Here is a 21,841-nt window from a genome sequence, read left to right as displayed (position 1 = left end):
GGATCTCTTGTGGGAGCTGGCTTGCCAGCGATGGGGCCTTAGAAGTCACCCCAAAGTTGTTGGGCTACCGCCAGTGCAACCACCGGCGCGGTCTCGGTGCGCAGCACGCGCGGGCCGAGGCGGGCGGCGTGAAAACCGTTGCCTTTGGCCTGCTCGACTTCAGCATCCGTCAAACCGCCTTCAGGCCCGATCAGAAACGCCAGCGTCGTCGGTTTGGCGTGACTCACCAACGGCTCCGCCACCGGGTGCAGCACCAGTTTCAACTCAGCTTCGGTCTGCTTGATCCAGTCCGCCAACAACACCGGCGGATGAATCACCGGCACCCGCGAGCGCCCGCACTGCTCACAGGCGCTGATTGCCACTTGGCGCCAGTGCAGCAGGCGTTTGTCGGCGCGTTCGTCCTTGAGTCGAACTTCGCAGCGATCACTGAAGATCGGGGTGATTTCATTTACGCCCAACTCAGTGGCTTTCTGAATCGCCCAGTCCATTCGCTCACCCCGGGACAGGCCCTGGCCGAGGTGGATGTGCAGCGGCGATTCGACCTGGCCGGCGAGTTGTTCGTCGATCTGCATGGTCACGCGCTTCTTGCCGACTTCCACCAGCGAACCACGAAACTCATGGCCGGAGCCGTCGAACAACTGCACCGCATCGCCCTCGGCCATGCGCAGCACGCGGCTGATGTAATGCGCCTGGGCCTCGGGCAGTTCGTGTTCGCCGGTGCTCAGGGGGGCGTCGATAAAGAAGCGGGACAGTCTCATTTCGGGTCTCTAAAAATTGGCGCGTAGTTGCTGCAATGCAGAGCTCTTGTGGCGAGGGGATTTATCCCCGTTGGGTGGCGAAGCCGCCCCAAAATCTGCAATCGCGGTGAGTCAGGACTATTGCATGTGCTGATTTTACGGCTGCTACGCAGCCGAACGGGGATAAATCCCCTCGCCACAGGGTTGGTCTGAATCCTCAGAAATCAGCCCGGATCGCGGAAGCCGGGATGAAAGTCTTTCGGCACGGCCACGCTGACGCTGTCACGCGTGGCAATGTCGATGCCTTCGCTGGCGACTTCGGCGAGGAAGTCGATCTGCTCCGGGGTGATCACGTACGGCGGCAGGAAATACACCACGCTGCCCAGCGGCCGCAGCAACGCGCCACGCTCCAGGGCATGCTGGAACACCTTCAAACCGCGTCGCTCCTGCCAAGGGTAGGCCTCTTTCGTGGCTTTATCCTTGACCATCTCGATGGCCAGGACCATGCCGGTCTGGCGCACTTCCGAGACGTTAGGATGATCCACCAGATGCGCGGTCGCCGAGGCCATGCGCTGGGCCAGGGCCTTGTTGTTCTCGATGACGTTGTCCTGCTCGAAGATATCCAGGGTCGCCAGTGCCGCCGCACAGGCCAGCGGATTGCCGGTGTAGCTGTGCGAATGCAGGAACGCGCGCAAGGTCGGGTAGTCGTCGTAGAACGCGCTGTAGACCTCGTCGGTGGTCAGGCACGCCGCCAGCGGCAGGTAACCGCCAGTCAGGGCTTTCGACAGGCAAAGAAAATCCGGACGGATGCCGGCCTGCTCGCAGGCAAACATGGTCCCGGTGCGGCCGAAGCCGACGGCGATTTCGTCGTGGATCAGGTGCACGCCGTAGCGATCACAGGCCTGGCGCAGCAATTTCAGATACACCGGGTGATACATGCGCATGCCGCCGGCGCCTTGAATCAGCGGCTCGACGATCACTGCCGCGACGCTGTCATGGTTCTCGGCCAGGGTCTGTTCCATGGCGGCGAACATGTTGCGTGAATGTTCTTCCCAGCTCATGCCTTCGGGACGCCCGTAGCAATCCGGGCTCGGCACCTTGATGGTGTCCATCAGCAGGGCTTTATAGGTCTCGGTGAACAACGGCACATCGCCGACCGCCATCGCTGCCATGGTTTCACCGTGGTAGCTGTTGGTCAGGGTGACGAAGCGCTTTTTGTTTGGCTGGCCGCGGTTGAGCCAGTAGTGAAAGCTCATTTTCAGCGCGACTTCGATGCAGGACGAACCGTTATCGGCGTAGAACACCCGGTTCAGGCCTTCCGGGGTCATCTTCACCAGACGTTCGGACAGCTCGATCACCGGTTGATGGCTGAAACCGGCCAGAATCACGTGCTCCAGCTGATCGACCTGATCCTTGATGCGCTGATTGATGCGCGGGTTGGCGTGGCCAAATACGTTGACCCACCACGAGCTGACCGCGTCAAGGTAGCGCTTGCCTTCGAAGTCTTCAAGCCAGACGCCTTCACCGCGCTTGATCGGGATCAGCGGCAGCTGTTCGTGGTCTTTCATCTGGGTGCAGGGATGCCACAACACCGCGAGGTCGCGTTGCATCCACTGGTTATTCAGGCCCATTTACAGTCTCCTCGAGGCGGCTCGCGTCAGGCGCGGGCAAACAATCGCGCAAGCCTATGCAATGCATCGCGCGGGAACAACCCATTGTGTCGATTGAGCTACTTTGTATGAGCCGATAGACGTCGCTGGCGGCGTTTTGATGGCTAACGTATTCTTCGCGGTTCTTTGGGTCGTCTGACCCGCAAAACTGCTTTTTCCTACGTGTATTTCCGGAGTTCGCTGAATGTCTGTCGGTTGGCTGCGCGCCTGTGCGCTGGTGATGTTGGGGCTGTTCAGCGTTACAGCGCTGGCCAAGGATAAAACTGCAATCGTGATCGGCGGCGGCCTCTCGGGCCTGACTGCCGCTTATGAGCTGCAAAACAAAGGCTGGCAGGTCACCCTGCTGGAAGCCAAACCGAGCCTGGGCGGTCGCTCCGGTATGGCCACCAGCGAGTGGATCGGCAACGACAAGACCCAGCCAGTGCTGAACAAGTATGTCTCGACGTTCAAGCTGGGCACCACGCCGGCGCCGGAATTCGTGCGTACCCCAGGTTATCTGATCGACGGCGAGTATTTCTCCGCCGCTGATCTGGCGACCAAGCAGCCGGCCACCGCCGATGCCTTGAAGCGCTACCAGAAAACCCTCGACGATCTGGCGCGTTCCATCGACGACCCGCAGAACCCGGCGGCGACCAGCACGCTGCACGCACTGGACCAAATCAACGTGTCGAGCTGGCTCGACAAGCAGAACCTGCCAGCCACCGCGCGTCAGTTGATCAACCAAGACATCCGCACCCACTACGACGAGCCTTCGCGCCTGTCGCTGCTGTACTTCGCCCAGCAGAACCGCGTGTATCGCGGCATCTCCGACCGTGACCTGCGTGCTTCGCGTCTGGTCGGCGGCAGCCAGGTGCTGGCGCAGGCGTTCGTCAAACAGATCAAGACCATCAAGACCAACTCGCCGGTTTCCGCTATCAGCCAGGACAAGGACGGCGTGACCGTCAAGGTCGGCAGTGTCGGTTATCAGGCTGATTACGTGGTGTTGGCCGTGCCACTGCGCGCGCTGAGTAAGATTCAGCTGACGCCGGCGCTGGATGCCCAGCATATGGCGGCGATCAAGGGCACCAACTACGGCTGGCGCGACCAGATCATGCTGAAGTTCAAGACGCCAGTGTGGGAAAGCAAGGCGCGCATGTCCGGCGAAATCTACAGCAACGCAGGTCTGGGTATGTTGTGGATCGAGCCGGCGCTGAAGGGTGGCGCCAACGTGGTGATCAACCTGTCTGGCGACAACTCCCGCGTGATGCAGGCGTTCGGCGACAAGCAGATGGTCGATCAGGTGCTGATCCGTCTGCACGCGTTTTATCCACAGGCCCGTGGCTCGTTCACCGGTTATGAAATCCGTCGCTACAGCACCGACCCGTCGATGGGCGGCGCCTACCTGGCCTACGGTCCGGGCCAGATCAGCAAGTTCTGGCGCCTGTGGGAACGTCCGCTGCAACGCGTAGCGTTCGCTGGCGAACACACCGACACCTTGTACCCGGGCACTCTGGAAGGCGCACTGCGCACCGGTCAGCGTGCAGCGAGTCAGGTTGAAGATCTGGCAGCGGGCAAGTCGTTTGAACCGGCGAAAGTGGTGCCGGCTGCAGCAGCGGCAGGCGCGGCGGGTGCCGTGGCGGCGAAGAAGGGCAACTTCTTCAGCAACCTGTTCGGTGGTTCGGATGACGAGAAGAAGCCTGAGCCTGTGAAGGCTCCAGAGCCAGCTCCAGCTCCAGCGCCAGCAGCTCCAGCACCTGCGCCAACCCCTGCGCCCGCTCCGGTGGAAGCGCCGAAGCCAGCAACCCCGGTGAAAGCCGAGCCGGCGAAGAAAGCAGCGGCCAAGCCTGCAGCGAAGAAGCCTGCTGCGAAAGCCGAAACGAAAAAGCCTGCGGCCAAACCAGCGGCAAAAAAGGCTGAACCGGCGAAAAAGCCAGCAGCCAAGCCTGCTGCAACGACCGAGACCAAGGCGCAGTAAGCCTTCGCTGCAAAAAAAACGCGGCCCAAGAGGCCGCGTTTTTTTGCCTTTTAATACATCTCGTAACAGCCTCAGCCGCTCATCCTCGGTGGCCTACCTCTTCGCAGGATATTTCCCACAAAACAATCCGAACGGAATGACGGCGGGTGCTTGATCTCACATTTTATGCTTGAAAAAAATGGAGATGTTCTATGAAAGCGCTTGCGATGATAATTCTGTTAGTAGCACTTCACGGCTGTGTAAATGGCGATTATTTTTCAGGAAAGTACGGCTCTGAACTTGCCCATAAGTGCCAGATAGATCCATATAGCGCTGACTGTTTACAGCCGCCGCCGGTTTTCAGGAACTGATCAATCATGAAAATGGGGGTTAAAACTCCCATTTTAAGCACTGCGCACTTCACGTCCCCATCGCTGAGAATCGACCCCGCCGCCCCGAGCGCCCCGCGACACAGTAGCCTTTAATCTTTCCTTAACACGCCACTTTCAGACTCTTGATCGTATTTCTCGATATTTCAAAGCGAAATTTTCCGCTTTAATTCGATAGATAACTCGCTAGTCTTGGTTCGCAGTTCTCACAGGATTTGGGCAATGCAGCTACGTAACTCTTCTTCGCGTTATGGTTGGGTCAGCATTTGCATGCACTGGGGCGTGGCGCTGGTGGTCTTCGGGCTGTTCGCGCTCGGCCTGTGGATGGTCGGCCTGGATTACTACAGCACCTGGCGTAAAGACGCGCCGGACCTGCACAAAAGCATCGGTCTGGTGCTGCTGGGTGTGATGGTGTTGCGGGTGCTGTGGCGCTTTATCAGCCCACCGCCGCCGACGCTGCAAAGCTACAGCCGCATGACCCGTATCGGCGCCAAGTTTGGCCACGGGTTTCTGTATCTGGCGCTGTTCGCTGTGATGATTGCCGGTTACCTGATTTCCACCGCAGACGGTGTCGGGATCCCGGTGTTTGGCTTGTTTGAAGTTCCTGCACTGGTTTCCGGGCTACCGGATCAGGCAGATACCGCTGGGGTGATTCATCTCTGGCTGGCGTGGGCACTGGTAATTTTTTCCGGTCTCCATGCGTTGGCAGCATTGAAGCACCACTTTATCGATCGTGATGCGACCCTGACGCGAATGCTCGGTCGCAAAGCCTGAAGTTCAACCTCGACTCAAAGGAAAAGAAAGCATGTTGAAAAAGACTCTGGCCGCTCTGGCAATCGGTTCTGCACTGCTCTCGGCTGGTCAGGCCATGGCAGCGGATTACAAAATCGACAAGGAAGGTCAGCACGCCTTCGTTGACTGGAAAATCAGCCACCTGGGCTACAGCTTCATCCACGGTACTTTCAAAGACTTCGACGGCACGTTCTCGTGGGATTCGGCCAAGCCTGAAGCCAGTAAGATCTCCGTCGATGTGAAAACCGCCAGCCTGTGGTCGAACCACGCCGAGCGTGACAAGCACATCGCCAGCAAAGACTTCCTCGACGTGGGCAAATTCGCTGACGCCAAGTTCGTCTCCACCGCCGTTAAATCGACCGGTGAAAAGACTGCTGACGTGACTGGCGACCTGACCCTGCACGGTGTGACCAAGCCTGTGACCTTCAAGGCTACGTTCAACGGCGAAGGCAAGGATCCATGGGGCGGCGAGCGCGCTGGCTTCAATGCCAAGACCACCCTCAACCTGAACGATTTCGGGATCAAGGGCCCAGGTCCTACCTCGCAAACTGCGGATCTGGACATCTCGCTGGAAGGCGTGAAAGTTAAATAACTTTCGCCCTGCCACAAAAAGCGCCCCCGGTCGAAAGGCTGGGGGCGTTTTTTATTGCCCTTCACAACACTGATCCCTGTAGGGAGCCGGCGTTTGTGGCGAGGAGATTTATCCCCGATGGGTCGCGCAGCGGCCCCATGACCTCCAGCCGAGGGGTATCAGGCATACCGCATTGAATGGTTTTGCGACTGCTTCGCAGCCGATCGGGGATAAATCCCCTCGCCACGGTGTTTGGTGTAAACAGGGGGGATTGGGGTGATTCAGGGATATTCGCGGCAGCAAAAAAATGCCCCGGCTCTTGCGAGTCGGGGCATTTTTCATTGCAGCTTAAAACTCAGCGATTGCGGGTCAGCAGTGCTGGTTTTTCGCCACGCGGGCGGCTTGGCAGTTGATCGAGCTGCTCAGGTGTCGGGAAGCGGTCGGCTTTCGATTCCTTGTGCATGATCTTCGGACCGTTGCTGCGCGGGCTCTGCACGGCGGGTTCGGTACGTGGCTGATCATCACGGGCCGGGCGACGATTGCGCGACGAAGACTCGTCACGACGACCCGACTGACCATCACGCGGTGCGCCGTTGCGCGGGCCGCTGCGTTTGGCTGGCGGGGTGCCGGTGCTCGATCCGTTGCTGTTGCGCGGACCGTTCTGGCGACCTTGCGGCTGGCCGCCGCGTGGTGCGCCGGTGCCAGCGCCTGCGCCCTGAGCCGGTGCGCCTGGGCGACGGCCGCGACCGCCGGCTGGAGCAGGCTTTGGCACGTAGTCAACGCGGTTACCGAAGTTATCGATATCGTCGTCGAGGAACTCGTCCGGTGCACGATCCGCCGCTGCACGTGGCGGTTGGCTCGGACGCTGTTCGCGGCTCGGCGTACCTTCGCGCGGCTTCTGTTGACGGGCAGGGCGCTCGCCACGTTCACCGGCCGGTTTTTCCTTGCCCTTGTCTTTGCCTTTGTCTTTACGACCGCCGCCACCGCCGCCGCCATTCGGGCCGTCGCCGCGTGGGCCACGTGGGTTGCGCGGGTTGCGCATGTCCGGACGCTCACGCGCTTCCGGCTTCTCGGCTTCAATGGTGCTCGAGTCGAAGCCCATCAGGTCGCCGTCGGCGATTTTCTGCTTGGTCATGCGCTCGATGCTTTTCAGCAGTTTTTCTTCGTCCGGCGCGACCAGCGAAATCGCCTCGCCCGAACGACCGGCACGGCCTGTACGGCCAATACGGTGCACGTAATCTTCATCGACGTTCGGCAGTTCGAAGTTGACCACGTGTGGCAACTGATCGATGTCCAGACCGCGTGCGGCAATGTCGGTCGCAACCAGAATGCGCACCTGGTTGGCCTTGAAGTCGGCCAGCGCTTTGGTGCGCGCGTTCTGGCTCTTGTTGCCATGGATCGCCACAGCCGGCAGGCCGTGTTTGTCCAGGTATTCGGCCAGACGGTTGGCGCCGTGCTTGGTACGGGTGAAGACCAGTACCTGTTCCCACGCGCCGGCGGTGATCAGGTGCGCCAGCAGCGCACGCTTGTGGCTGGCCGGCAGACGGAACACGCGTTGTTCGATGCGCTCGACCGTGGTGTTCGGCGGCGTCACTTCGATGCGTTCCGGGTTGTGCAGCAGCTTGCCGGCGAGGTCGGTGATGTCCTTGGAGAAAGTCGCCGAGAACAGCAGGTTCTGACGCTTGGACGGCAGGCGCGCGAGGACTTTCTTCACGTCGTGCACGAAACCCATGTCGAGCATGCGGTCAGCTTCGTCGAGGACGAGGATTTCCACGTGGGACAGGTCAACGCTGCCCTGGCCGCAGAGGTCGAGCAAACGACCCGGGCAGGCAACGAGCACGTCGACACCACGGGACATGGCCTGAACCTGTGGGTTCATGCCGACGCCGCCGAAGATGCAGGCGCTGACGAATTTCAGGTCACGGGCGTAGATCTTGAAGCTCTCGTGAACCTGGGCCGCGAGTTCGCGGGTCGGGGTCAGGACCAGTACGCGCGGTTGGCGCGGGCCATGACGCTGGGATTTGTCCGGGTGACCGTTGGGGAACAACCGCTCCAGGATCGGAAGGGCGAAACCGCCGGTTTTACCGGTACCTGTCTGTGCCGCAACCATCAGGTCGCGACCTTGCAACACGGCGGGAATGGCCCGCTGTTGCACCGGAGTAGGCTCGGTATAGCCCGCATCTTCGATGGCGCGGACTAAAGCCTCGGAGAGACCGAGGGAAGCAAAGGACATGAGTAATCCTGTTTTAGTTAGGGCTTGGCCCAATGGGAGTCTTGCCTGGCGCGAATGGCGTTTAAGAGGACGCAATCCCGTCCGGTCCTGCTGCGGTTCCGAAGGCACGTCTGGAGCGCTCGCGCGGGCTGCAAAGCTGCGCTGTAGCGGGTCGAGAGGCCTGTTACGGTTCCGGGCGTCCGGGCGTGAGCCTGGCGGGAACGCCGGAGTATAACAGAGCAATCACTGCGCGCTGCTTTCCTGCTGCTCAACGGTTTTGCCGCTGGCCGTGGCATTGCCCAGCGGCGCAGCCATAACGGGAGCCGCGCCATACCGGGCGCTCAGCTCGGCATAGGCCGGTTCGCGCTTGAATCGCTTGAGCTCGGCGCCGAAACGCTGCACCAGCAAATCCATGCCAGCATTGCGCCGAACCGCCAGAAACTGGCTCTGGCGGCTAATGACAGTGGGGTTTTCAGTGATCTGATCGCGAATATTCAGCTGATCGAGCAAATGCTGACCGACGCGGCGATCGGTGATCAGCAAGTCGATGCGACCACGCGCCAGTTTGCCGAAGTTGGCTTCGTGGGTCGGTGCCGGTTCGCGGGTAAACAATGTTGATTCGCTGAAATCGGAGCTATACAGGTAACCCGGCGAGGTGCCGATGGTCAGGCCTTTGAGTTCTTCGAGTTTGCTGAACGGGTGCGGCCGGTCGTTGGCGTAGAACAGGACGAACTCGACGTCCGACAGCGGCTCGCTCGGGTAGAGGAGGGTGGCGTCGCGCTCGTCACTGTGAAAAATGTCCAGGGCACCGTCGGCTTGACCGGTCTCAAGCATCGACAGGCAGCGCTTCCATGGCAGGAACTGCCATTCGACTTCGATGCCCAGACGTTTGAAGACAATGGCCGTGGTTTCGTAATCCAGTCCGAGGTTTTTACCGTTCTCTTCGTAGACGTAAGGCGCCCACGGCTCGGTGACAATACGCAACTTCTCGCCTCGAGCGGCGAAGCTCAGGCAAGCAAAAACCAGCACGGCGAATAATTGCGTGATCAAAGGCATGGCTTGAGATTACGACGAGAAACGCGAAAGAGCCAGAAAGTGCCTGCACAAGCTCTGTTTCGGGCCTTTAAAAGCAAAAGATCGCAGCTGCGACACCCCTCTAGGAGCTGCCGAAGGCTGCGATCTTTTGATCTTGCTTATCGCTTTCAGCTTGAAGCTTGCCGCTGCTTCAGCGCGGCAACTTCAGGTTATTCCAGATCGCCAGGCTAGGCTCAGCCTGGTTCATGGAATAGAAGTGCAGCCCCGGAGCGCCGCCCTGCAACAGGCGTTCGCACATCTCGCTGACGACTTGTTCACCAAAGCGCTGAATGCTTTGCGTGTCATCGCCATAGGCTTCCAGTTGCTTGCGGATCCAGCGCGGGATTTCCGCACCGCAGGCATCGGAGAAGCGCGCGAGTTTGCTGTAGTTGGTGATCGGCATGATCCCCGGCACGATCGGCAGATCCACACCCAGCGCCTGCAAACGCTCGACGAAGTAGAAGTAACTGTCGGCATTGAAGAAGTACTGGGTGATCGCGCTGTCGGCGCCGGCGCGAGCCTTGCGCACGAAGTTGGCGAGATCGTCTTCGTAGTTGCGTGCTTGCGGATGCATCTCCGGGTAGGCAGCGACTTCGATGTGGAAATGATCGCCGGTTTCTTCACGAATGAATTCAACCAGTTCATTGGCGTGACGCAGCTCACCGCTGGTCATGCCCATGCCGGACGGCAGGTCGCCACGCAGCGCGACGATGCGCTTGATGCCGGCAGCCTTGTACTCGTTCAGCAGGCCGCGCAGGTCGTCCTTGCTGTCGCCGACGCACGACAGGTGCGGAGCGGCCGGTACTTTGACTTCGCTTTCCAGTTGCAGAACGGTGTTGAGGGTGCGATCACGGGTCGAACCACCAGCGCCATAGGTGCAGGAGAAGAAATCGGGATTGTACGTTGCCAGCTGACGGGCAACGTTGAGCAGCTTTTCATGCCCAGCATCGGTCTTGGTCGGGAAGAACTCGAAGCTGTAGCGACGGTCTTGGGACATGGTCATACCCTTGGAAACACGAAAGCCTACGGTATGTTTCATCTGTAGGAGCGTGCTTATGTGGCGAGGGAGCTTGCTCCCGCTGGAGCGCGCAGCGCTCCCAAAATCTCGGGGCCGCTTCGCAGCCCAGCGGGAGCAAGCTCCCTCGCCACAACAAGCCAGTCCGACAAATAAAGCAGCCGGTTACTTAGTAGCGGTAAGCGTGCGGCTTGAACGGGCCTTCGACGGTTACGCCGATGTAGTCAGCCTGTTGCTTGGTCAGTTGAGTGACCACGCCGCCGAAGCCGCGAACCATTTCCAGGGCCACTTCTTCGTCGAGTTTCTTCGGCAGTACTTCAACGGTCAGGCGCTCGGCTTTCTGGGCTGGCGACAGGTCGGCGTACTTCTGGCCGAACAGGAAGATCTGCGCCAGTACCTGGTTGGCGAACGAACCGTCCATGATGCGGCTTGGGTGACCGGTGGCGTTGCCCAGGTTCACCAGACGGCCTTCGGCCAGCAGGATCAGGTAGTCGTCGTTCTGTGCGTCGAAAGCGCCCGGGCCGGTACGGTGGATCTTGTGTACCTGTGGCTTCACTTCTTCCCATGCCCAGTTCTTGCGCATGAAAGCGGTGTCGATTTCGTTGTCGAAGTGACCGATGTTGCAGACAACGGCGCGCTTCTTCAGGGCTTTGAGCATGTTCGAGTCGCAAACATTGACGTTACCGGTGGTGGTCACGATCAGGTCGATCTTGCCCAGCAGCGCTTTGTCGATGCTCGCTTCGGAACCGTCGTTGATACCGTCGATGAACGGCGAAACCAGTTCGAAACCGTCCATGCACGCCTGCATGGCGCAGATCGGGTCAACTTCGGAGACTTTAACGATCATGCCTTCCTGACGCAGGGACTGAGCGGAGCCCTTGCCCACGTCACCGTAACCGATGACCAGCGCTTGCTTGCCGGACAGCAGGTGGTCGGTACCGCGCTTGATCGCGTCGTTCAGGCTGTGACGGCAGCCGTACTTGTTGTCGTTCTTAGACTTGGTCACCGAGTCGTTGACGTTGATGGCCGGGATTTTCAGCTCGCCCTTGGCCAGCATGTCCAGCAGACGGTGTACGCCGGTGGTGGTTTCTTCGGTCACGCCGTGAACGCGGTCCAGAACGGCCGGGTATTTCTTGTGCAGCAGCTCGGTCAGGTCGCCGCCGTCGTCGAGGATCATGTTGGCGTCCCATGGCTGGCCATCCTTCAGGATGGTCTGCTCCAGGCACCACTCGTACTCTTCTTCAGTTTCGCCTTTCCAGGCGAAAACCGGGATACCGGCAGCAGCGATAGCGGCAGCAGCCTGATCCTGAGTGGAGAAAATGTTGCAGGACGACCAGCGTACTTCGGCACCCAGGGCAACCAGGGTTTCGATCAGCACGGCAGTCTGAATGGTCATGTGGATGCAGCCGAGGATCTTGGCGCCTTTCAACGGCTGTTCGCCGGAGTACTTGCGACGCAGACCCATCAGAGCCGGCATTTCCGATTCGGCGATGATGGTTTCGCGACGGCCCCAGGCAGCCAGGGACATGTCGGCAACTTTGTAATCGGTAAAATCTGCAGGCGTGATAACAGCGCTCATGAAGAGCCTCCATTCGTAATGTATGCGAATGGGCGCCGTTGTGCGTTTAGTGTCCGGCCTGAGCCAGTCAACGCCCCATCCGAGCCTGACAGGTTGAACCTGCTGCAGCGCCCCTCGGACAGGTGGCGGGAAAACGGTAGCAAGTGAACGTTACCGTTTTGAAACGGGGGCGATTATAGCCGTCTAGACTGATCTTCCAAAGGGTTTCTGTCGGCCAGATGAAGATCGTTAATGACGACCATAGTCGAAGCCGCATGGAGCCTGACCGCTCAGTCTGCCAAGATACCGCTCATCGTTCGGCAAGACACTCAGGAGTGAAGATGAATTTCCACACCCGCAAATGGGTAAAACCCGAAGACCTCAACCCCAACGGCACCCTGTTCGGTGGCAGCCTGTTGCGCTGGATCGATGAAGAAGCGGCGATTTACGCGATCGTCCAGTTGGGCAATCAGCGCGTGGTGACCAAGTACATTTCCGAAATCAACTTCGTCAGCGCCTCGCGCCAGGGCGACATCATCGAACTGGGCATCACCGCCACCGAATTCGGCCGCACCTCGATCACCCTGACGTGCGAAGTCCGCAACAAGATCACCCGCAAGAGCATTCTCACCGTCGAGAAGATGGTTTTCGTAAACCTCGGTGAAGACGGCCTGCCGGCACCGCACGGACGGACCGAGATCAAGTACGTCAAAGACCAGTTTCAGGACAACGCGGCGATCGCTGATTGAGATCGGCGGCGCTAACTTCGCAAGCATAACGCTGACCCCTACATTTTCCGCGTACGCCCAAAGATTTGCTCGGCGCCTACAGAACGTATTTCATGGTGCGAATGTCGTAGGTAAACGACACCCCCCCACCGGTTCCCACGCCATGACCACTCCCACCGACGGCAAGACCCCCGACCTCTCGGCCAAAGAACAGCACGAAGTCGAGAAAAGCCAGCCGCCCCGCGCGGCGGTTCTGCATGAAATCATCCGCTCTCAGGGCGATCAGGAACTGGAGCGCAGCATCGCCGCGCTGTGGTGGTCGGCACTGGCCGCCGGCCTGACCATGGGCCTTTCGCTGATGGGCATGGGCCTGCTCACTTCGCGGTTGCCCGACGGCGACGAATTCAAGGTGATTGCCAGTTTCGGCTACTGCGCAGGCTTTCTCGCAGTGATCCTCGCCCGCCAGCAACTGTTCACTGAAAACACCCTGACCGCCGTGCTGCCGGTCATGACCAAACCGACCCTGCAAAACTTCGGCCGGCTGATCCGCCTGTGGACGGTGGTGCTGGTCGGCAACCTCTGCGGCACGATTCTGGTCGCGTACGTGATGCTCGAACTGCCGATCTTCGACACCAAGACTGACCATGCCTTCCTCGAAATCGGCCGCAAGGTCATGGAAAACCATGCCAGCCAGATGTTCGCCAAAGGCATCGTCTCCGGCTGGATGATCGCCACCATGGTCTGGATGATCCCGTCGATGGAGAGCGCGAAGATGTGGATCATCATCCTCATCACCTACCTCATGGCGCTCGGCGACTTCACCCACATCGTCGTTGGTTCGGCAGAGGTGTCCTATCTGGTGTTTGCTGGCGAGTTGCCGTGGAGTGATTTCTGGATGGTGTTCGCGGGGCCGACCCTGGCGGGGAATATCATCGGCGGCAGTTTCATCTTCGCGCTGATCAGCCATGCGCAGATCCGCAGCGAAAGCGGAACACCGAAATCCACCGGCCCTGAGGAAGATCAAGCCGAGTCCAAGCCAGATTGAGTCCGTCAGGCTTGTGCTGGTGAAAGCACTTTGGACAAAGCGCTCATCATCTTGGGCCGGTCAGTCTGAATGTGGCTGATCAGGGCAATCTCTCGGTCATAGCGATCATTGCCAACCGGGGTGACCATACACTTGTGGCCCCAGTGTTCGAAGCCAGACCAATAAGGCACAAGGCTCACGCCGAGCCCTTCAGTCACGAGCATGGCAATGGTCTCCAGTGCATCCAGATCGACCAGCGGCGTCGGCAGCAAGCCGTTGTCCGCCAAGTAATGTTCGGCATGCCGCCCGCCCCACGAATCAGGATCGTAGCGGATGTACGGTTGGGTCATCAGTTGAGTCGGGATGCTGTCGGAAGGTTTTTCCTTCGACAGAAAAACCAGAGGCTCCTTGCGAAGTGATACCGCCCGCAGGGCTTTTGGTAATTCGAACGGTGGAACTACCAGGATGGCCGCGTCGACTTCTCCAGAGAGCAGCGCTTGATACAACGATCGCGATGTTCCCGGGACGATGACTGGCGTCAGCCCCGGCGCCAGCTCGGTCAGTGCGCGCAATGCGCCTGGAAGCAGACCGGTCAGCACAGTAGAGATTGCGCCTATTCGCAACTGCCCCGTTAGCCCTCCCACGTCGGCATCTCCCGCCAGCAATTCAATCTCGCGAACGATGCGTTTAGCCCTGGGCAATAAACCCAGACAGGCCTGGCTCGGCTTGGCTGCGTGCCCGACGCGAGATAGCAGTTCAAAACCGAGTTGCCGTTCCAGCGCGAGAATTCGCTGACTGACCGCTGCTGCCGTCAACCCTTCCACGCGCGCGGCATGGGCGATGGAGCCACATTCCACGACGGTGATGAGGCTTTTCAGATAACGCGTATCCATAAGAAATACTTTCGATAGCGAAAAAATTACATGCTATCTCTTTTGATGGAAACCGCACAGTCTTCAACCCTGCCCGTTATTTTCACTTTCCGGCGATGTTCAGGAGCTACCGATGCAGTCGATTTTTCATCTCGCTTTTCACGTCCGCGATTTACAGGTCTCCCGCCAGTTCTATGGTGATCTGCTGGGGTGTGAGGAAGGTCGCAGCACTGAGACCTGGGTTGATTTCAATTTTTTCGGGCATCAATTGTCGCTGCATCTGGGCGAACCGTTTGCAGTCACCAACACCGGGAAAGTAGGTGAACACAACGTGCCGATGCCCCACCTTGGGGTGATATTGAAGTTGTCGGACTGGGTTGCCTTGAAGGACCGCTTGATCGAAGGCCAGGTGAAATTTGTTCTTTCACCCACCATTCGTTTTCCAGGAGAGCCTGGCGAGCAAGCGACCATGTTCTTCCTGGACCCCGCCGGAAACCCTATCGAGATAAAAGGCTTCACTGATTTGCAGTCAGTTTATGCAACTTGAAACGTCCATAAAGCGCACTTCCCTCGGGTGCCTTTCGACGGGAAGTCCAAGGAGCGATATGCACAATTTTAATCAAACGGATGCCACCACCATTTCTGAAATGGTTCGTGCGGATGTCGTGAGCGCAGAGGCAGTAGCCGAGCACTTTCTTGAATGTGTCGAAGCGCGCGAGCGCAGCATAAATGCCTTCGTTTCGTTCGATCCGGACGCGGTGCGCAGTCAGGCTTGCCAATTAAAAAACGGAAGCGCGAAAGGGCTCTTGGCAGGTGTGCCCGTGGGGATCAAAGACGTGTATGACACGGTCGATCATCCCACCCGTTTTTACTCGCCGATCTATGAGCAAAACCGTCCCTCGCGTGACGCCCATGTCGTTGCGCTGCTGCGCCAGGCCGGGGCAGTCATCATGGGCAAGACTCATACAACCGAATTCGCTTACATGCATACCGGCCCAACCCGCAATCCGCATGATCTTGGCAGAACCCCCGGCAGTTCGAGTGCCGGGTCGGCAGCGGGGATGGCGGCCGGGTTTTTCCCGCTCGCGTTGGGAACCCAGACCGCCGGCTCATTGATCAAACCGGCAGCCTATTGCGGACTGTGTGCGTTCAAGCCTTCGTATGGTCTGGTTTCTCTGGAGGGGGTCAAACCGTTAGCGCCGAGCTTTGACACGGTGGGTTGGTATGGCAGGTCTGTTCGTGATCTGGAGCTGATGGCTCAGGTCTTGATACCTGGTTTCCCGCAGCGTGCTCATGAACGCAATTTATGCTCGTTCGGCTTCTGTCGTACGGCGCGTTGGGATCAGGTAGACGAAGACGTGGCCAGATCTCTGGAAACTGCGGTTGAAGAGCTGCGCTCAGCCGGACATCAGGTGAGCGAGGTGTTGCTGCCTGAGGAGTTTGCGACGGTATTTGATGACCATCTGCTGATAAACGATTGCGAGGGCGCCCGATCACTTTCCAAAGAACTGCAAATGCATCCGGACAAACTCAGTAAAGAACTGTTAGCCATGATCGAACGCGCCAGATTGACAACCTGGGAGCAAGAGTCCGCGGCAAAGAAGCGTCTGGCAAAGTTGGCCACCGTTTTGGAGCCGATATTCCAGCCTTTTGACGCCGTATTGGGTGCGAGTTGTGGCATCGTCGCCCCGCTGGGCCTTGAAGCCACCGGGCCTTCCGATTTCAGCAAGTTCTGGATGGCGTTTGGCTTGCCGCAAATCAACATTCCGCTCGTGCGCAATGCCGGGGCGTTACCCGTTGGCCTGCAAATGATTGGGGGGTTTAGAGACGACAGCAGGCTATTGCGTGCTGCGCAAGAGGTTGATGCGGTGCTGCGCGCTAATTGAGGGCGCGCCGTCGTGGAGGTAGCTCCACGACGGCGCCGTGTGATGCGTCAGTGTGCGGAGTTTTCAGCGTTGATTTCTTGCTGGCCCGTTACGCCACGGACAACCCTGCCAATGGTCAGGCCCTGTATCAGAATCGACGACAACACCACGATGTAGGTGATGCTCAGCAGCAAGTCGCGCTGCTCGCCCAGTGGCAGCGACAGGGCCAGTGCGACCGAAACCCCACCACGCAATCCGCCCCAGGTCAGCACCCGGATCGTGCCGCGCGGCACTGTGCGCCAGCGCCGCAGCAGGAGGATTGCCGGGGCTACGGTGAGCAGGCGCGACAGCAGAATCGCCACCGCCAGTAAGCTCGCCGCCGCCAGGTGCAGCCAGTTGAATGGCAGCAGCAACAGCTCCATGCCGATCAGCGCAAACAGCAGCGCGTTGAGCATGTCGTCGAGCAATTCCCAGAAGCCGTCGAGGTATTTGCGGGTCATGTCGTTCATCGCCAGATTGCGCCCCAGGTTGCCGATGATCAGGCCGGCAACCACCATCGCAATCGGTGCGGAAACGTGCAGTTCGGAAGCCAGCGCCGAACCACCGATGACCAGCGCGAGGGTCAGCATCACTTCGATCTGGTGCTGCTCGATGCTCTTGATCATCAGGTAAACCAGATAACCGATCAGCCCACCGAACACCACGCCGCCAATGGCTTCGTGGGCGAATAGCATGGCCGTGGCACTGATGGTCGGGGTTTCGCCGAGTTGGGCGATGCCCAGCAACACGGTGAACACCACCACGGCCGTGCCGTCATTGAACAGCGACTCGCCGACGATGGTGGTTTTCAGCGGTTTCGACGCATTGGCCGTACGCAGCACGCCGAGCACCGCGATCGGGTCAGTCGGCGAAATCAGCGCGCCGAACAACAGGCAGTAAAGGAAACTCACGTGCCAGCCAAACAGGGCAAAAATGTAATAGGCGAGGCTGCCGATCACGGCGGTGGCGATCAACACGCCAAAGGTCGCCAGCAGGCCGATGGGCCAGCGATAGCTGCGCAGGTCATTGAGGTTGACGTGCAAGGCGCCGGCGAACAGCAGGAACGACAGCATCCAGTTCATCAGCAGATCGCCGAAGTCGATCTGGCCGATCAGTTGTTGTACGCGCTCTTCGAGACCGGGGTAACCGAGCACGCTCAGGCCTTGCAGGATCAGCGAGAACAGCAGAGCAGTGACCATCACGCCGATGGTCGGCGGTAGGCCGATGAAACGGAAGTTGACGAAGGTGAGGAGGGTGGTCAAACAGATAAAAGCGGCGACAAGTTCAAGCATCCGGGGTCCTTTGGATGAGGGGTGGAAAGACAGCGCACCGAATCTTCGGTGCGGTGGTTGGATGGGCTGGCACAGGTCAAGGACACATCATGTTCCCTCGCCACAGGTGAGTGGGTGCATGGCAATCATGCTCAGTTCAGCCGGACACATTGACCGCTGCAGCGCCGCGACGTTGCAGATAGATAAAGAAAAGCGCCGTCAGCACGGTCAGCACGCCGACCAGCGCCCCCGTCCACGGCAAGTCCGCCAGATCCGCGCCACTGGCAACCACCAGCCCACCGATCCACGCACCCGCCGCGTTACCCAGGTTGAAAGCGCTCTGGTTCAAGGTCGAACCGAGGTTCGGCGCTTCATGGGCCTGATCGATGATCAGCAGTTGCAGGATCGGGCACAGCGCAAAAGCAAAAATCCCCCACAGCACCAGCGTGATCGCCGCCGGTACCACCGAGCGGCTGGTCTGACTGAACGCCGCCAGAATCACCACCACCGCCAAGGCCACGCCGACCAGCGACGGCAACAAGCGGCTATCGGCCAAGCGCCCGCCTAGCATGCTGCCGCCGGTCAAACCGACGCCGAACAACAGCAACATCACCGTCACGCCGTGCGGGCTGACACCAGTGATGTCCTGCAGGATCGGCGCAATGTAGGTGAACACACTGAACAGGCTGGTCGACGCCAGCACACTCATGCCCAGTGCCAGCAACACGTTGATCTTGCCCAGCACCTTGAACTCGCTGGCGAGGTTGGCCTTGTCCATCGGGATGTGTTTCGGCAACCACAGCCACTGCGCCAGGGCGGCGATCACACCAATGACCGCGACCGCCCAGAAGGTCGAGCGCCAACCGGCGTACTGCCCGAGCGCCGTGCCCAGCGGCACGCCGAGGACGTTGGCCAAGGTCAGGCCAGTGAACATCATCGCAATCGCCTGCGCGCGTTTGTTCGGTGCAACCAGCCCGGCGGCAACCACCGAACCAATGCCGAAGAACGCGCCGTGGCACAGCGCCGTGACCACGCGAGCGGCCATCAGCGTCGCGTAGTTTGGTGCGAGTGCGCAGAGCACGTTGCCGAGGATGAACATCAGCGTCATCCCCAGCAGCGTCGCTTTACGCGGCATGTTCGCGGTGCCGATCGCCAGGATCGGCGCGCCAAACACCACGCCCAGCGCGTAGCCGGTGATCAGCAGGCCCGCGTGTGGAATGCTCACGGCGAGGTCGCGGGCAACATCGGGCAGCAGGCCCATGATGACGAATTCGGTGGTGCCGATGCCGAACGCGGCAACAGCGAGGGCAAGCAAGGCGAGTGGCATGCGCAAGGTCTCTGTCGGTAGTCTTGACGCTTTGATCAGGCATACGCAGGCCAATGACCGAGCTCGAAGGAGGGCGGTGCAGGCGGGAATTATTGGTATTTTTCTGTGCGCAACTGAGTGCGGCGTGGTCGCTTGCAGTATAAACAGCTGCTGACACATCGCGAATCAATAATCTGACTAATTGGCTCAACAATAAGAACAAGGAGTGAAACGTGCTTGCGACAGTTCTGGTGTTGGTGGCGGCGCTGTTGCATGCGGCGTGGAATACCCTGATCAAATTCAGCGCTGAGCGGCTGCTGGTGGTGGCGTGCATGGACACCGTGGCGCTGTTGGTAGTCGCCATCGCGCTGCCATTCGTGAGCTTGCCTCCCATGGAAATCTGGCCGTGGATCCTCGCGTCGGCGGCTTTCGAACTGCTCTATCGTTATCTGCTGATTCAGGCCTACCGGGTGGGCGATCTCGGCTTGGTCTATCCGCTCATGCGCGGATTATCGCCGTTGGTGGTGCTGGCGCTGACCTTGATCTTCGCCGGAGAAGTGCTTACCACGCAGCAGATTTTCGGGATCATGCTGATCCCGTTCGGCATGGTTTGTCTGCTGTGGCAAGGCGGTGGCGGGAAGCATTTGCCGTGGTCGATGCTGCCGGTGGTGGCGCTGATCGGTTTGTGCATCGGTTGCTACACCTACATCGATGGCCAGGCGTTGCGGCGCTGGTCGCATCCGCTCGATTACCTCGTGTGGGTCACGTTGCTCAGCGCCTGGCCATTTCCACTGCTGGCGTGGGTCGCCAAGCGCCCGGCGTTCATGCAGTTCTGGCGTGAGCAATGGAAGCTGGGGCTGGCCGTCGGGTTCTGCGTGTTGTTCAGCTACGCTCTGGTGCTATGGGCGATGCAGTTGGGCTCGATTGCGGAAGCGGCGGCATTGCGCGAGATCAGCGTGATTCTGGTGGTGCTGTTCGGCATGCGCTACTTGAAAGAACCTTTCGGCCGCCCGCGGCTCTTAGCCTGTGGGCTGGTGCTGATCGGCATGCTGGTAATGAAGCTCTGACCGCTCGCGAATTCTATGACTCGAAAAAGGACGGCGTTATGACGGTGGCTCTGTGGTGTGTGTTGATCGCGATTTTTCTGCCGTATGTGTGCACGATTGTGGCCAAGGCCTCGGGCGGTTTCAGGCTGCGGGATAATCATGATCCCCGGGATTTTCTCGACAGTGTGGGGGGTGTGGCCCGGCGGGCGCACGCGGCGCAACTGAACAGTTTTGAGGTGATGCCGGCGTTTGCGGCGGCGGTGATCGTTGCGCACCTGGTGGGAACCGCGGAGTTGGTGACGGTGAATGTTTTGGCCGTACTGTTTATCACCAGTCGCCTGCTGTACATCATTTGCTACCTGGCGGACTGGGCAATCCTGCGGTCACTGGTGTGGTTTGTGGGGATGGGATTGATTGCTTCGTTCTTCTTCGTGTCGGTGTAGATAAAGCAAGATTAAAAGATCGCAGCCTGCGGCAGCGCCTACACGGGATATGTGTTCAACCCTGTAGGAGCTGCCGCAGGCTGCGATCTTTTGCTTTTAAGGTTTGTCGGCCACCTGCGGCACTTGCGGCAGCGCCGCGCCTTTCGGCCAGAGCATCCAGATCTGCCCCTGCTGTTTCATGTCCCCGGCCAGTTGTCCGGCCGCATCACCCGTACCCCAGAACAGATCCGCGCGCACCTCGCCGGCAATAGCGCCGCCGGTATCTTGCGCCGCCACCGGGCGCACCAGCGCCGTGCCATCCGGTTTTGTCGTCGACAGCCACAGCAGACTGCCCAACGGAATCACCTTGCGATCCACCGCCGCGCTATAACCGGCAGTCAACGGCACGTTCAGCGAACCACGGGGGCCTTCGTTGCTGTCCGGGTTGCGAGTGAAGAACACATAGCTCGGGTTGCTGCCCAGCAGTTCCGGGATGCGCGACGGATTGGCCTTGGCCCAGTTGCTGATCGCGCTCATGGTCACGTCTTCTTTCTTCAACTCGCCTTGCTCGACCAGCCAGCGGCCGATGGGACGATACGGATGGCCGTTCTGGTCGGCGTAGGCGATGCGCAGCTGTTTGCCGTCCTCGGTCTGAATTCGCCCGGAACCCTGGATCTGCAGAAATTGCAGGTTCATCGGGTCGGTCAGGTAGGCAACCACGGGGGCTTTCACACCTTTGGCTTCAATGGTGGCGGCATCGTCGTAAGGTTTGAGTACTCGACCCTCAAGGCGACCGCGCAGGCGTTTCCCCTTCAGCTCTGGGTAAATACTGTCCAGCGAGACGATGATCATGTCTTCCGGCACGCCATACACCGGCACGTTGGCCACTTCAGTGGGCTTCAGGCTGCCAGGGTAGACGGGTTCGTAGTAGCCGGTGATCAAGCCGTTGGGGTTGTCGTTTTCAGCGCGCAGGCCAAACACGTCGAGGTTCTGCTTGAGGAAGGCGCGAATTTCGCTGGCACTCTGCGGCACATTGGCCGCTGCTGCGCAGGTCGTGCCCCAGACCGGATCAGCCTTCAGGCGGGTGCAGGCGCTGCGCCATGAGCCGAAACCGGCGACCAGATCGCTGTCGGACACTGCTGGCAGTGCTTCCCAGGTGGCGCTGGAATAAGTGGCCAGTGCATGGGTTTTCGGCTTGGCGTTGTCACCACCGTTGCAGCCAGCAAGGATTGCCAGCAGTGGCAGGGTTGCGATCAGCGGGTGACGCCAGGCCTTGAAAGGGCTGTTCATGGAGTAATTCCTGTGCTGGTTGCCCAA

The 21,841-nt window shown here is 59.6% G+C and carries 19 protein-coding genes and 1 riboswitch; of the genes, 9 read left to right on the top strand and 10 right to left on the bottom strand.

Annotated elements, in window-relative coordinates:
* Nucleotides 1-38: 38 nt before the first annotated feature.
* Nucleotides 39-758 carry a 16S rRNA (uracil(1498)-N(3))-methyltransferase gene (locus BK670_RS26620; RefSeq protein WP_123454260.1) on the bottom strand — a complete coding sequence of 240 codons (720 nt, stop codon included), beginning with the start codon at nt 756-758 and terminating at the stop codon, nt 39-41.
* A 203-nt stretch (nt 759-961) separates the two neighbouring features.
* On the bottom strand, nt 962-2,368 hold the full coding sequence (locus BK670_RS26615) for an adenosylmethionine--8-amino-7-oxononanoate transaminase (RefSeq protein WP_123454258.1): 1,407 nt from the start codon (nt 2,366-2,368) through the stop codon (nt 962-964).
* A gap of 223 nt (nt 2,369-2,591) precedes the next feature.
* Between BK670_RS26615 and BK670_RS26610 the strand changes: the two genes are divergently transcribed.
* The 3 genes from BK670_RS26610 (at nt 2,592) to BK670_RS26600 (ending at nt 6,113) form a co-directional block, all read left to right on the top strand.
* A complete protein-coding gene (locus tag BK670_RS26610) occupies nt 2,592-4,361 on the top strand; it encodes a flavin monoamine oxidase family protein (RefSeq protein WP_123454256.1) in 1,770 nt (589 codons plus the stop codon).
* Between the two features lie 590 nt (nt 4,362-4,951).
* Nucleotides 4,952-5,503, top strand: a complete 552-nt coding sequence (locus tag BK670_RS26605) for a cytochrome b (RefSeq protein WP_123454254.1) — start codon at nt 4,952-4,954, stop codon at nt 5,501-5,503.
* Between the two features lie 31 nt (nt 5,504-5,534).
* Nucleotides 5,535-6,113, top strand: coding sequence for a YceI family protein (locus BK670_RS26600; protein ID WP_038358767.1), 579 nt, complete (start codon nt 5,535-5,537; stop codon nt 6,111-6,113).
* 334 nt (nt 6,114-6,447) lie between these two features.
* Here the strand turns inward: BK670_RS26600 and BK670_RS26595 are convergent, their stop codons facing one another.
* The 4 genes from BK670_RS26595 to ahcY all read right to left on the bottom strand — a co-directional run bounded on the left by BK670_RS26595 (nt 6,448) and on the right by ahcY (nt 11,972).
* The gene (locus BK670_RS26595; RefSeq protein WP_123454252.1) at nt 6,448-8,325 is read right to left on the bottom strand and encodes an RNA helicase RhlE2; all 1,878 of its coding nucleotides are present in this window, start codon (nt 8,323-8,325) and stop codon (nt 6,448-6,450) included.
* A gap of 222 nt (nt 8,326-8,547) precedes the next feature.
* Complete coding sequence (locus BK670_RS26590) at nt 8,548-9,360, bottom strand: substrate-binding periplasmic protein (RefSeq protein ID WP_123454250.1); 813 nt, start codon at nt 9,358-9,360, stop codon at nt 8,548-8,550.
* A 169-nt stretch (nt 9,361-9,529) separates the two neighbouring features.
* Nucleotides 9,530-10,375, bottom strand: a complete 846-nt coding sequence (gene metF / locus BK670_RS26585; protein WP_123455120.1) for a methylenetetrahydrofolate reductase [NAD(P)H] — start codon at nt 10,373-10,375, stop codon at nt 9,530-9,532.
* 187 nt (nt 10,376-10,562) lie between these two features.
* Nucleotides 10,563-11,972: an adenosylhomocysteinase gene (gene ahcY, locus BK670_RS26580; protein ID WP_122604399.1), complete on the bottom strand. Its 1,410-nt coding sequence runs from the start codon at nt 11,970-11,972 to the stop codon at nt 10,563-10,565.
* Nucleotides 11,973-11,995: 23 nt separating this feature from the next.
* A riboswitch (S-adenosyl-L-homocysteine riboswitch) is annotated at nt 11,996-12,094 on the bottom strand.
* 198 nt (nt 12,095-12,292) lie between these two features.
* Between ahcY and BK670_RS26575 the strand changes: the two genes are divergently transcribed.
* Both BK670_RS26575 and BK670_RS26570 read left to right on the top strand, forming a co-directional pair.
* Complete coding sequence (locus BK670_RS26575; protein ID WP_123454248.1) at nt 12,293-12,700, top strand: acyl-CoA thioesterase; 408 nt, start codon at nt 12,293-12,295, stop codon at nt 12,698-12,700.
* A gap of 142 nt (nt 12,701-12,842) precedes the next feature.
* A complete protein-coding gene (locus tag BK670_RS26570; RefSeq protein WP_123454246.1) occupies nt 12,843-13,724 on the top strand; it encodes a formate/nitrite transporter family protein in 882 nt (293 codons plus the stop codon).
* A gap of 5 nt (nt 13,725-13,729) precedes the next feature.
* Here BK670_RS26570 and BK670_RS26565 read toward each other — a convergent pair whose 3' ends face one another.
* Nucleotides 13,730-14,596, bottom strand: a complete 867-nt coding sequence (locus tag BK670_RS26565; protein ID WP_123454244.1) for a LysR family transcriptional regulator — start codon at nt 14,594-14,596, stop codon at nt 13,730-13,732.
* Between the two features lie 112 nt (nt 14,597-14,708).
* On the opposite strand from BK670_RS26565, the gene BK670_RS26560 reads away from it, so the two are divergent.
* Both BK670_RS26560 and BK670_RS26555 read left to right on the top strand, forming a co-directional pair.
* Nucleotides 14,709-15,122, top strand: coding sequence for a VOC family protein (locus tag BK670_RS26560; protein ID WP_123454242.1), 414 nt, complete (start codon nt 14,709-14,711; stop codon nt 15,120-15,122).
* Nucleotides 15,123-15,180: 58 nt separating this feature from the next.
* Nucleotides 15,181-16,461, top strand: a complete 1,281-nt coding sequence (locus tag BK670_RS26555) for an amidase (protein ID WP_123454240.1) — start codon at nt 15,181-15,183, stop codon at nt 16,459-16,461.
* Between the two features lie 47 nt (nt 16,462-16,508).
* Here BK670_RS26555 and BK670_RS26550 read toward each other — a convergent pair whose 3' ends face one another.
* On the bottom strand, nt 16,509-17,771 hold the full coding sequence (locus tag BK670_RS26550; protein ID WP_123454238.1) for a cation:proton antiporter: 1,263 nt from the start codon (nt 17,769-17,771) through the stop codon (nt 16,509-16,511).
* Between the two features lie 136 nt (nt 17,772-17,907).
* Complete coding sequence (locus BK670_RS26545) at nt 17,908-19,077, bottom strand: MFS transporter (protein ID WP_123454236.1); 1,170 nt, start codon at nt 19,075-19,077, stop codon at nt 17,908-17,910.
* A 212-nt stretch (nt 19,078-19,289) separates the two neighbouring features.
* Here BK670_RS26545 and BK670_RS26540 point away from each other — a divergent pair, with 212 nt between their 5' ends.
* Nucleotides 19,290-20,123: an EamA family transporter gene (locus BK670_RS26540; RefSeq protein ID WP_123454234.1), complete on the top strand. Its 834-nt coding sequence runs from the start codon at nt 19,290-19,292 to the stop codon at nt 20,121-20,123.
* A 38-nt stretch (nt 20,124-20,161) separates the two neighbouring features.
* Complete coding sequence (locus tag BK670_RS26535; protein WP_123454232.1) at nt 20,162-20,545, top strand: MAPEG family protein; 384 nt, start codon at nt 20,162-20,164, stop codon at nt 20,543-20,545.
* Between the two features lie 96 nt (nt 20,546-20,641).
* Here BK670_RS26535 and mltA read toward each other — a convergent pair whose 3' ends face one another.
* Nucleotides 20,642-21,814: a murein transglycosylase A gene (mltA, locus tag BK670_RS26530; protein WP_123454230.1), complete on the bottom strand. Its 1,173-nt coding sequence runs from the start codon at nt 21,812-21,814 to the stop codon at nt 20,642-20,644.
* Nucleotides 21,815-21,841: the final 27 nt, after the last annotated feature.

Origin of the sequence: Pseudomonas fluorescens, from assembly GCF_003732425.1 — a bacterium.
Classification (GTDB): Bacteria; Pseudomonadota; Gammaproteobacteria; order Pseudomonadales; family Pseudomonadaceae; genus Aquipseudomonas; species Aquipseudomonas fluorescens_BE.
This window is presented reverse-complemented; position numbering and strand designations above follow the sequence as displayed.

Bases quoted from the DNA above. Each gene is read 5' to 3' on its own strand.
- BK670_RS26615 (WP_123454258.1), bottom strand. From the start codon at position 2,368: ATGGGCCTGAATAACCAGTGGATGCAACGCGACCTCGCGGTGTTGTGG.
- BK670_RS26595 (WP_123454252.1), bottom strand. From the start codon at position 8,325: ATGTCCTTTGCTTCCCTCGGTCTCTCCGAGGCTTTAGTCCGCGCCATC.
- BK670_RS26565 (WP_123454244.1), bottom strand. From the start codon at position 14,596: ATGGATACGCGTTATCTGAAAAGCCTCATCACCGTCGTGGAATGTGGC.
- BK670_RS26620 (WP_123454260.1), bottom strand. From the start codon at position 758: ATGAGACTGTCCCGCTTCTTTATCGACGCCCCCCTGAGCACCGGCGAA.
- mltA (WP_123454230.1), bottom strand. From the start codon at position 21,814: ATGAACAGCCCTTTCAAGGCCTGGCGTCACCCGCTGATCGCAACCCTG.
- BK670_RS26560 (WP_123454242.1), top strand. From the start codon at position 14,709: ATGCAGTCGATTTTTCATCTCGCTTTTCACGTCCGCGATTTACAGGTC.
- metF (WP_123455120.1), bottom strand. From the start codon at position 10,375: ATGTCCCAAGACCGTCGCTACAGCTTCGAGTTCTTCCCGACCAAGACC.
- BK670_RS26610 (WP_123454256.1), top strand. From the start codon at position 2,592: ATGTCTGTCGGTTGGCTGCGCGCCTGTGCGCTGGTGATGTTGGGGCTG.
- BK670_RS26570 (WP_123454246.1), top strand. From the start codon at position 12,843: ATGACCACTCCCACCGACGGCAAGACCCCCGACCTCTCGGCCAAAGAA.
- BK670_RS26600 (WP_038358767.1), top strand. From the start codon at position 5,535: ATGTTGAAAAAGACTCTGGCCGCTCTGGCAATCGGTTCTGCACTGCTC.
- BK670_RS26550 (WP_123454238.1), bottom strand. From the start codon at position 17,771: ATGCTTGAACTTGTCGCCGCTTTTATCTGTTTGACCACCCTCCTCACC.
- BK670_RS26555 (WP_123454240.1), top strand. From the start codon at position 15,181: ATGCACAATTTTAATCAAACGGATGCCACCACCATTTCTGAAATGGTT.
- BK670_RS26605 (WP_123454254.1), top strand. From the start codon at position 4,952: ATGCAGCTACGTAACTCTTCTTCGCGTTATGGTTGGGTCAGCATTTGC.
- BK670_RS26575 (WP_123454248.1), top strand. From the start codon at position 12,293: ATGAATTTCCACACCCGCAAATGGGTAAAACCCGAAGACCTCAACCCC.
- ahcY (WP_122604399.1), bottom strand. From the start codon at position 11,972: ATGAGCGCTGTTATCACGCCTGCAGATTTTACCGATTACAAAGTTGCC.
- BK670_RS26535 (WP_123454232.1), top strand. From the start codon at position 20,162: ATGACGGTGGCTCTGTGGTGTGTGTTGATCGCGATTTTTCTGCCGTAT.
- BK670_RS26545 (WP_123454236.1), bottom strand. From the start codon at position 19,077: ATGCCACTCGCCTTGCTTGCCCTCGCTGTTGCCGCGTTCGGCATCGGC.
- BK670_RS26590 (WP_123454250.1), bottom strand. From the start codon at position 9,360: ATGCCTTTGATCACGCAATTATTCGCCGTGCTGGTTTTTGCTTGCCTG.